This window comes from Stenotrophomonas daejeonensis (assembly GCF_001431505.1).
In the GTDB taxonomy this organism is placed as follows: domain Bacteria; phylum Pseudomonadota; class Gammaproteobacteria; order Xanthomonadales; family Xanthomonadaceae; genus Stenotrophomonas; species Stenotrophomonas daejeonensis.
This window is the reverse complement of sequence record NZ_LDJP01000113.1, coordinates 1-8,821: the sequence shown is the minus strand read 5'-3', so window position 1 is coordinate 8,821 and position 8,821 is coordinate 1. Positions and strand designations below refer to the sequence as shown.

Annotated in this window: 12 protein-coding genes; 2 read left to right on the top strand and 10 right to left on the bottom strand. The window is 68.2% G+C overall.

Annotated features, from left to right (window positions below):
* Positions 1–775 precede the first annotated feature (775 nt).
* The gene (locus ABB34_RS15355) at positions 776–973 is read left to right on the top strand and encodes a hypothetical protein (RefSeq protein ID WP_152979651.1); all 198 of its coding nucleotides are present in this window, start codon (positions 776–778) and stop codon (positions 971–973) included.
* A 9-nt stretch (positions 974–982) separates the two neighbouring features.
* Here the strand turns inward: ABB34_RS15355 and gcvH are convergent, their stop codons facing one another.
* From gcvH to nudE, 8 genes are all read right to left on the bottom strand, one after another.
* Positions 983–1,378, bottom strand: a complete 396-nt coding sequence (gene gcvH, locus ABB34_RS14560; RefSeq protein ID WP_057642098.1) for a glycine cleavage system protein GcvH — start codon at positions 1,376–1,378, stop codon at positions 983–985.
* A gap of 84 nt (positions 1,379–1,462) precedes the next feature.
* On the bottom strand, positions 1,463–2,584 hold the full coding sequence (gcvT, locus tag ABB34_RS14555) for a glycine cleavage system aminomethyltransferase GcvT (RefSeq protein WP_057642097.1): 1,122 nt from the start codon (positions 2,582–2,584) through the stop codon (positions 1,463–1,465).
* Positions 2,585–2,668: 84 nt separating this feature from the next.
* Positions 2,669–3,100, bottom strand: a complete 432-nt coding sequence (locus ABB34_RS14550) for an NfeD family protein (protein WP_057642096.1) — start codon at positions 3,098–3,100, stop codon at positions 2,669–2,671.
* Between the two features lie 2 nt (positions 3,101–3,102).
* Positions 3,103–4,074 (bottom strand): SPFH domain-containing protein, encoded by a 972-nt coding sequence (locus tag ABB34_RS14545; protein WP_057642095.1) that lies wholly within the window; start codon positions 4,072–4,074, stop codon positions 3,103–3,105.
* 144 nt (positions 4,075–4,218) lie between these two features.
* Entirely contained in the window at positions 4,219–4,545 is a 327-nt protein-coding gene (locus tag ABB34_RS14540) for a YnfA family protein (RefSeq protein ID WP_057642094.1), read from the bottom strand.
* Positions 4,542–5,351, bottom strand: a complete 810-nt coding sequence (mazG, locus tag ABB34_RS14535) for a nucleoside triphosphate pyrophosphohydrolase (protein WP_057642093.1) — start codon at positions 5,349–5,351, stop codon at positions 4,542–4,544. Before mazG ends, ABB34_RS14540 begins: the two co-directional genes overlap by 4 nt.
* 5 nt (positions 5,352–5,356) lie before the next feature.
* Positions 5,357–6,163, bottom strand: a complete 807-nt coding sequence (gene cysQ / locus ABB34_RS14530; RefSeq protein ID WP_057642092.1) for a 3'(2'),5'-bisphosphate nucleotidase CysQ — start codon at positions 6,161–6,163, stop codon at positions 5,357–5,359.
* A complete protein-coding gene (gene nudE, locus ABB34_RS14525; protein ID WP_057642091.1) occupies positions 6,160–6,708 on the bottom strand; it encodes an ADP compounds hydrolase NudE in 549 nt (182 codons plus the stop codon). The genes cysQ and nudE overlap by 4 nt, the downstream gene beginning before the upstream one ends.
* Before the next feature lie 118 nt (positions 6,709–6,826).
* Between nudE and ABB34_RS14520 the strand changes: the two genes are divergently transcribed.
* Positions 6,827–7,561 (top strand): 16S rRNA (uracil(1498)-N(3))-methyltransferase, encoded by a 735-nt coding sequence (locus tag ABB34_RS14520; protein WP_057642090.1) that lies wholly within the window; start codon positions 6,827–6,829, stop codon positions 7,559–7,561.
* Between the two features lie 87 nt (positions 7,562–7,648).
* Here ABB34_RS14520 and ABB34_RS14515 read toward each other — a convergent pair whose 3' ends face one another.
* Together ABB34_RS14515 and ABB34_RS14510 are read right to left on the bottom strand one after the other, a co-directional pair.
* Positions 7,649–8,122 (bottom strand): chemotaxis protein CheW, encoded by a 474-nt coding sequence (locus ABB34_RS14515; RefSeq protein ID WP_057642089.1) that lies wholly within the window; start codon positions 8,120–8,122, stop codon positions 7,649–7,651.
* A gap of 28 nt (positions 8,123–8,150) precedes the next feature.
* Positions 8,151–8,821, bottom strand: a 671-nt coding sequence (locus ABB34_RS14510; RefSeq protein WP_275452851.1) for a chemotaxis protein CheB, incomplete at its 5' end; no start/stop codon positions are given.

Below are 8,821 nucleotides of genomic sequence, written 5' to 3'. Positions count from 1 at the left end.
TATCTTCTTCACCGCCTTCTTCGCGGTGGCCTTCTTGGCGACCTTCTTCACCGCCTTCTTCGCGGTGGCCTTCTTGGCGACCTTCTTCACCGCCTTCTTCGCGGTGGCTTTCTTGGCGACCTTCTTCACCGCCTTCTTGGCGGCCGGTTTCTTCGCAGCTTTCTTCGTGGCCATTGGATGGCTCCTCGTCAGTGATCTATGGAATCGAAATGCCCAGCTGAAGCAAACCCGCGTTGCATCGCGGAGTACCGACGGCGCGTGGCATGCGCCGTGACGGATACGGAAACACCCGCAACGGATTCGCGTCGCGGGTGTCGTGTCGTAATGGGGTGTTTCGCGGAAGGAAGCGAATCCTGCTCCACCATCAATGCAATCGTGGCGGACGTCCAGGTTGTGCTTCGCGTCTGAATGTTGATCCGGCTCACTCGCTTCCGCAGGAAAGGTCTGCTGGGCGAAACCTAATCACGGTTTTTTTTACTGTCAACTACCCGCACGCAAATTTTTTCGCGAAGCACCGCACCCGATCCCCTGCCATCGCCCCGCATCGCCACGCCATGCGCCCCTGGCAACGCCCCGCGCATCGCAACGCGATCGCAGGCACATGCGGAAAACCACTTGAAAAAAGCACTATTCGTTTTTTCCGGCGAATGCATGCACGGCACCTTCCGTGCATGCACCTGCTTCGTGCACGCCATCGTCACGGTGGAAAAAAACTGATGACCGGCCTGCAACGTGCATCGTTGCAACCGCCTTTTCCGGCAACGCGGAAAGCGTTTTGCGCAAACACGATGCCATCGTCGCGACACTTTCCAACGACTCGACGGCGGCGATGCCGCCGCTTCATCGTCCGCTCGTGACCGGCACGCGACCGACGATGGCACCTGCCGACGGCGGCTTCCCGACACCGGCCATGCACACGAACCGCGGACACGAAAACGGCCGCGCATGGCGGCCGTTTCCGTTGTCTGGCTGACGACCGGAATCAGTGGTCGTCGTTCTCCAGCAGTTCGGCGTAATCGTCCGGGCCGAGCAGGTCGTTCAACTGCTCCGGCTCGGACAGTTCGACGACGAACAGCCAGCCTTCGCCGTAGGCGTCTTCGTTGATGGTTTCCGGCTTGTCGGCCAGCGCTTCGTTGACTTCGACCACGGTGCCGGACACCGGGCTGTAGACGTCGGAAGCGGCCTTCACCGACTCGACCACCGCCGCGGCATTGCCGGCCTGCACGGTGTCGCCGACGCCGGGCAGCTCGACGTAGACCAGGTCGCCGAGCAGGCCCTGGGCGTGGTCGGAAATGCCGATGGTGACGCGGCCATTGCCTTCGGCACGGGCCCATTCGTGGGACTTGAGGAATTTGAGGTCGCCGGGGATCTCGCTCATGGAACTGCTCCGAAATAGAGGTGTGGTCGGGACGGGGATAGTTTAGCGAACCGGGCGCGGGGTGATCGTGCCGGTTTGCATGGATCAGGGGTTGATGCCGGCCTGCGGCTGGCCGTCGCGCACGAACGGGAACTTGACCACGCGCACCGGCACCTCCCTGCCGCGGATATCCACCCGCACGTCGCCCGCCGCTCCCATCGGGATGTTGCCAGCCGGCACGCGCGCGAAGGCGATGGCCTTGCCCAGCGTCGGCGAGAAGGTGCCGGACAGGATCTCGCCCTCGCCGTTGGCGGTGAGCACCTCCTGCCCATGGCGCAGCACGCCCTTCTCGTCCATTACCAGGCCGATCATCTGCCGGGCGTTGCCGGCGGCCTTCTGCGCCTCCAGCACGTCGCGACCGATGAAATCGCGGCCCTCGTCGAGGGTGACCGTCCAGCCGAGCGCGGCTTCCCACGGGCTGACGGTTTCGTCCATGTCCTGGCCATAGAGGTTCATGCCCGCCTCCAGCCGCAGCGTGTCGCGCGCACCGAGGCCGGCAGGCTTCACGCCCGCTTCCAGCAGCGCATTCCAGAACGCGACCACCGCCGTCTGCGGCAGCAGCACCTCGTAGCCGTCCTCGCCGGTATAGCCGGTGCGGGCGACGAACAGCGGCACGCCGGCAGCCGAGGTGACATCCAGCGCGACGAAGCGGCCAAGCTTGTCCAGCGCGGCACGGTCGGATTCGGCCACCAGGCCGGCCACCAGCGCGCGCGCCTGCGGCCCCTGCACGGCGATGATCGCCAGATCCTCGCGCTCGACCACTTCCACGCCGAAGGCGGCAGCCTGCTGGCGCATCCACGCCAGGTCCTTCTCGCGGGTGGAGGCATTGACCACCATGCGGAAGAAGTCCTCGCCGAGGAAGTAGACGATCAGGTCGTCGATCACCCCGCCCTGCGGGTTGAGCATGCACGAGTACAGCGCCTTGCCCTGCACCTTGAGCTTGTCGATGGAGTTGGCCAGCAGCCGGCGCAGGAATTCGCGGGTGCGTTCGCCCTTCAGGTCGACCACGGTCATGTGGCTGACGTCGAACATGCCGGCGGCGCGGCGCACCAGGTGGTGTTCGTCGATCTGCGAGCCGTAATGGATCGGCATGTCCCAGCCGCCGAAGTCGACCATCTTGGCACCGAGCGAGCGGTGGGTTTCGTTGAGCAGGGTCTTCAGGGTCATGGCCGGTCCATGTGGGGAAAGCGGCCATTATCCCAGATGGTTGCATCCAAAACCGCGGCGGGCGGCAACCGCACCGCCGCCCGATCAGGCTTCCTGCACCTTCAGCGTCATGCCGTCCACGGCGACCACCCGGACCGGGCTGCCGGCCGGCAGGTCGGGGCCGGCCACCACCCAGAACGCATCGTCCACCTTGGCGCGGCCGCTGCCGTTGACGATCGGCTGGTCGAGCAGCACCACGCGGCCGACCAGTTGCTCGGCGCGGCGGTTGAGCAGCGGCTGGTCGCTCTGCCGCCCGCGCTGGCGGAACCAGGTACGGTAGATCTGGATCGAGACGAAGCTGAGCACGACGAACAGCACCACCTGCATCAACACGCTGAACCCGTCGAACGCCCACACCGCGAGGAACACCGCCGCGGCGGCGAAGCCCATCCACAGCATGAAGGCACCCGGCGCCAGCGCCTCGGCGGCGAACAGGACCACCGCCAGCGCCGCCCATGCCACCACTTCCCAGCGCATGGTCAGCGCCCCAGCGGCGGCGGGTTGCCGCGCGATGCGGAGGCCTTGCGCTCTTCCTGTTTGGCGAACGCTTCCTTCGCCAGTTCGGCGACACCGGCGATGGAGCCGATCACGCCGCTGGCCTCCATCGGCATCAGCACCAGCTTCTGGTTCGGAGAAGTCGCAAGCTCCTTGAAGGCTTCCACGTATTTCTGCGCGACGAAGTAGTTGATCGCCTGCACGTCGCCCTGGGCGATGGCCTCGGACACCATCGCCGTGGCCTTGGCCTCCGCCTCGGCCAGACGCTCGCGTGCCTCGGCGTCGCGGAACGCGGCTTCCTTGCGGCCCTCGGCTTCCAGTACCGCGGCCTGCTTCTCGCCGTCGGCGCGCAGGATCTCGGACTGGCGCGAACCCTCGGCCTCGAGGATCTGCGCGCGCTTCTCGCGCTCGGCCTTCATCTGCCGCGCCATCGAATCGACCAGGTCGCGCGGCGGCTGGATGTCACGGATTTCGATGCGGTTGACCTTGATCCCCCAGGGATTGGTGGCATGGTCGACCACGCTCAGCAGTTGCGCATTGATGGTTTCGCGCTGGCTCAGTGACTCGTCCAGATCCATCGAGCCGATTACGGTACGGATGTTGGTCTGCACCAAGGCGATGGTGGCGATCTCCAGGTTGGCGACCTCGTAGGCGGCCTTGGCTGCATCCAGCACTTGGAAGAACACCACGCCATCGACCTTTACCACCGCGTTGTCCTTGGTGATGACGTCCTGGCTGGGCACGTCCAGTACCTGCTCCATCACGTTGACCTTGCGGCCGACGCCGTAGACGACGGGGATCAGGAAATGCAGGCCCGGCGACATGGTGTGGGTGTAACGGCCGAAGCGCTCCACCGTCCACTCGAAGCCCTGCGGCACCATGCGCACCGTCTTGAACAGCACGATGGCACCCGCCACCAGCACCACCAACGCGAGAAAACCGGCACCGCTGCCCATCGTTACGCTCCTTGTCTGTTTGATTGCCCGAGTATAGCCAGCCGCAGCGACCTGCGTAGGAGCGCACTTCAGTGCGCGACATGGCATTTCCGGCAAAGCCCCATCGCGCACTGAAGTGCGCTCCTACCGTAATTCCCGGAGACTTCAGGCGGCGGCGCGCGGGCCGAACATGATCACCGCCATGCCCAGCAGGCACAGGCCGGCGCCGAGCAGGTCCCAGCGGGTCGGCGTGACCCCATCCACGCGCCACAGCCACAGCAGCGCGACGCAGACATAGACGCCGCCATAGGCGGCATAGACGCGGCCGCTGGCGGTCGGGTGCAGGGTCAGCAGCCATGCGAACAGTGCCAGGCTGGCCGCGGCCGGCAGCAGCAGCCATGCGCTGCCGTTCTGGCGCAGCCACAGCCACGGCAGGTAGCAGCCGACGATCTCGGCCAGCGCGGTCAACAGGAACAGCGCCAGCGTCTTCATCGCGCGGCGTCCCGCTCGTCCTGCTTGACCGCCTGCCACAGCGCTTCCTGCTGCTCCAGCGTCAGGCCGGACATCGCCTGCCCGCGCGTGGCGGCCAGCGCCTCCATCGCGCGGAAACGGCGCTCGAACTTGTGGTTGGCCCGGCGCAGCGCGCTGCCGACGTCCACCCCGGCATGGCGGGCGAGGTTGGCGCAGACGAACAGCACGTCGCCAAGTTCGTCTTCCAGCCGTGCCGGATCGCCGCCGGCATCCAGTTCGGCCTGCACCTCGTCGATTTCCTCGCGCAGCTTGTCCAGCACCGGCGCGGTGTCCGGCCACTCGAAGCCGGTGCGGGCGGCGCGCTTCTGCAGCTTCAGCGCACGCTGCCATTCCGGCAGGCCGCGGGCGATGCCGGCCAGCGCCGAGGTGTCGGCATTGCCGGCATCGGCGCGTTCGCGTTGCTTGATCTGCTCCCAGTTCGCCAACACCTGCCCGGCGCTGTCGGCCTGCGCATCGCCGAACACGTGCGGGTGCCGACGCAGCATCTTGCCGCTGATCGCCGCGACCACGTCGGCAAAATCGAACGCGCCCTGCTCGCTGGCCATCTGCGCATGGAACACCACCTGCAGCAGCAGGTCGCCGAGTTCGTCCTTCAGGTCGGCAAGGTCGCCGCGGTCGATCGCGTCGGCGACTTCGTAGGCTTCCTCGATGGTGTACGGGGCGATGCTGGAGAAATCCTGCTCCAGGTCCCACGGGCAGCCGCCGTCCGGGTCGCGCAGCCGCGCCATGATCCGCAGCAGCGTGGCGATGTCACCCGGCTCGCCCATCCCGCTCACGGCCCGACCACCCAGTCGCGCCACGGCAGCGCAGCGTCGCCGAGCGCGACGAAATCGCCATTGAGCAGGCGCGGGCGCTGGTTGTAGCGGAACGGCTCGCCGCTGTCGGCGGCCAGCAGTACGCCACCGGCCGCCTCCAGCACGCATTGCCCGGCGGCGGTGTCCCATTCGCTGGTCGGCCCCAGCCGCGGATACACGTCCAGCGAGCCTTCGGCGATACGGCAGAACTTCAGCGACGACCCCTGCGCGACCAGCTCGATCTCGCCCATGCGCGCCAGCAGCGCCTCGGTGCGGGCATCGCGGTGCGAGCGGCTGGCGGCCACGCGCAACGGCGCGGCCGGTGCGCGGCGGGTGCGGACCACTTCGTCGCATTCGCCCACGCGCCGCCGTGCACCTTCGCCGCGCACGGCGTGCCATGCCGTGCCGGTCACCGGCGCCTGCACCACGCCGAATACCGCCACGCCGTCGCGGATCAGCGCGATGTTGACGCTGAACTCGCCATTGCGCTTGATGAATTCGCGGGTGCCGTCCAGCGGATCGACCAGCCAGTATTCGCACCACGGCCGGCGCGCCTCCCACGGCAGCTGCGCCGATTCCTCCGACAGCACCGGCAGCTCCGGGGTCAGCCGCGACAGCCCCTGCACGATCAGCGTGTGCGCGGCGAGGTCGGCAGTGGTGACCGGGCTGTCGTCGGCCTTGCGCTCGACGTCGAAGCCATCGGCATAGACCCGCATGATCGCCGCACCGGCGTCGTGGGCGATGGCAATGACACCTTCGCGCAGGGCGGCGTCCAGCGCGCTCATCGCGCCTGCCCCAGCCATTCGCGGGCGATGAACAGCGCCGCCAGCGAACGTCCTTCGGAAAAATCCTCGCGCAGCATCAGTTGGTCCAGCTCGGCCAGTTTCCAGGGCACCACTTCCAGCTCCTCGGGTTCGTCGCCGGCAAGGCGTTCGGGGTAGAGATCGCGCGCCAGCACCAGCCACGACTGGTGGCTCATGTAGGTGGGCGCCAGGGTCATTGCACGCAGCACGTCGAGCCGGCGCGCGCCGTAGCCGGCTTCTTCCTTGAGTTCGCGGTCGGCGGCCTGCACCGGCGTCTCGCCGGCGTCAATGCGGCCCTTCACCAGCCCCAGTTCGTAGCGGTGCAGGCCGGCGGCGTACTCGCGCACCAGCAGCACCGTGTCGTCGTCGAGCATCGGCACCACCACCACCGCACCGTGGCCGCCGCTGACCAGCCGCTGGAAGCGGCGGCGCTCGCCGTTGGAGAACTCCAGGTCCAGCTGCTCCTGGCGGAACGGGCCGATGCGCTCCTCCTCCACGCCGTGGATGACCGGAAGGCGGCGGCTCATGCGCGGCCCCGGCGCCGGCGGACCGATAGAATGCGCGTTGTCGGATACGTTTCCATGAACCCGAAATGCTAGCAGACCCCACCACCGCGGCAGCGGCCCCGCTGCCGGAGCGTCGCGCATGCGCCTGACCCGCTGCCCGGTCGAACTGCCGCTGGCCGTCGGCCAGACCGTGCCCCTGCCCGAAGAGGCCGCCAACCACCTGTTGCGGGTGCTGCGGCTGCGCGAGGGCGATGCCTGCGTATTGTTCAATGGCGACGGCCGCGACTACGCCGCTACGCTGGTCGCGGCGGGCAAGCGCGACGCGCAGTTGCGCATCGACGACGCGCAACTGCTGGACAACGAATCGCCGCTGGCCATCACCCTGCTGCAAGGCATCGCGCGCGGCGAGAAGATGGACCTGATCCTGCAGAAGGCCACCGAGCTGGGCGTGGCCGCCATCGTCCCGGTGAATGCCGAGCGCACCGAGGTCAAGCTCGATGCCGCGCGCGCGGAAAAGCGCATGGCGCATTGGCGCAGCGTGGTCGGCTCGGCCTGTGGCCAGTCTGGCCGCGCGCGCATTCCGACCATCGCACCGCCGCTGAACCTGGCCGCGGCGGTGGCGTCATTGCCGGAGCAAACCCTGCGCCTGACCCTGGACCCGCAGGGCGAGCACCGCTTGGCCACGTTGGCCGAAGCGCCGGCCAGCGGCGTGGTCATCGCCATCGGCCCGGAGGGCGGCTGGTCGCCGCGCGATCGCCGGCAGCTGGCCGATGCCGGCTTTCAGGGCTTGCAGTTGGGGCCGCGCATCCTGCGTACCGAAACGGCGGGGCTGGCCGCGATCGCGGCGCTGCAGGCACGGCTGGGGGATTTGTAGAAGGAATCCCGTAGATGCCGGGCTCGCCCGGCACGGAGCATCACCGGCGCGTGACGCCACATGCGGGGCAAGCCCCGCATCCACGCATCAGGCGGCTACCGCCAACGCGGCGGTCACCGCCGCTTCAATCGCGTCCAGGTCGGGCAGCAGCGCACTCTGCTCGCCCAGCAGCACGCGCATGTGCACGCCCTGCGGCAGGCTTTCCTCGGCCGCGTCGGCAAGCAGGCCGTCGCGCGGCACCGCGATCAACTGCGGGAAGGACTGGGTCAGCAGGGCGAAATACGGCATGTCGGGGTTGCCGCCCAGCGCCTTGAGCACCACCACCTTGTTGTTGCCGCCGACCGGTTCGTCACCCAGGCTGCTGAAGCGGGCGTAGGACAGCAGCGGCACTTCCCAGCCCTGCCAGTGGATGTAGCCGGCCAGCCACGACGGCGCGCCTTCGATCGGCTCCACCTGCACGCGCGCCATCATTTCGGCAACAGTGGCGTTGGGCAGCAGCACGCGCTCGTTGCCTGCCTGGATCAGGACGCCGCGGACTTCGTCGTTGCTTGCATAACTCATGGTCGGTTCCTCGATCGGCAGCGGCCGTTCACGCGGCGCTGCGCTGTACCAGTTCGGACGCCAGCTGTTCCGGCGTGCCGGCGGCCATGCCGGCGGTGATCAGCTGGCTGGCCGCGACCGGGTCGTAGCAGCCCTCGCCGTGCTGGCCGGCCACCCAGCCGCCCTGCGTGGCGAAGTCGAGCACCGCCGGCACCAGCGACGGGTCGGCGCCGCTGAGCATGACCACGGCGCTGTGCGGCAACGGCAGCAGCGGCAGCAGCGCCGCGCCCTCACCGGCGAAACGCAGCGCGCCATCGGCGGCTTCCAGCCCCATGTCGTCGGGCAGGATGTGCACGGTGCCGACCTCGGCGGCATGGCCGGCGTCGGCCAGCAGCACCGGCAACGCGGACACGCGCGCCATCTGCTTGACCAGGTTGGCGTAGCGCCCGCCGTCCAGGCGCATCTGCACCAGCACCGGGTACGGGAAATCCTGCGGCAACCCGCCCAGCAGGCGGCGCACGGCGTCCGGCCCGCCGATGCCGGCCAGCAACAGCACCGCGCCCTGCACCGGGTTCGCCGTCCCTGCCCCGGCTTCCACCACCGGTTCCAGTTCCAGCATCGAATCGGAAAGGAGAGCCGGCGTCGGCTCGGCAGCCGCGGCGGCGTCCGCCACCGGGGCGACATAGGCGTCGTCGTCCACCAGCGACCAGTTGGCGAAAC

Bases quoted from the DNA above. Each gene is read 5' to 3' on its own strand.
- gcvH (WP_057642098.1), bottom strand. From the start codon at position 1,378: ATGAGCGAGATCCCCGGCGACCTCAAATTCCTCAAGTCCCACGAATGG.
- gcvT (WP_057642097.1), bottom strand. From the start codon at position 2,584: ATGACCCTGAAGACCCTGCTCAACGAAACCCACCGCTCGCTCGGTGCC.
- ABB34_RS14550 (WP_057642096.1), bottom strand. From the start codon at position 3,100: ATGCGCTGGGAAGTGGTGGCATGGGCGGCGCTGGCGGTGGTCCTGTTC.
- ABB34_RS14545 (WP_057642095.1), bottom strand. From the start codon at position 4,074: ATGGGCAGCGGTGCCGGTTTTCTCGCGTTGGTGGTGCTGGTGGCGGGT.
- ABB34_RS14540 (WP_057642094.1), bottom strand. From the start codon at position 4,545: ATGAAGACGCTGGCGCTGTTCCTGTTGACCGCGCTGGCCGAGATCGTC.
- mazG (WP_057642093.1), bottom strand. From the start codon at position 5,351: ATGGGCGAGCCGGGTGACATCGCCACGCTGCTGCGGATCATGGCGCGG.
- cysQ (WP_057642092.1), bottom strand. From the start codon at position 6,163: ATGAGCGCGCTGGACGCCGCCCTGCGCGAAGGTGTCATTGCCATCGCC.
- nudE (WP_057642091.1), bottom strand. From the start codon at position 6,708: ATGAGCCGCCGCCTTCCGGTCATCCACGGCGTGGAGGAGGAGCGCATC.
- ABB34_RS14520 (WP_057642090.1), top strand. From the start codon at position 6,827: ATGCGCCTGACCCGCTGCCCGGTCGAACTGCCGCTGGCCGTCGGCCAG.
- ABB34_RS14515 (WP_057642089.1), bottom strand. From the start codon at position 8,122: ATGAGTTATGCAAGCAACGACGAAGTCCGCGGCGTCCTGATCCAGGCA.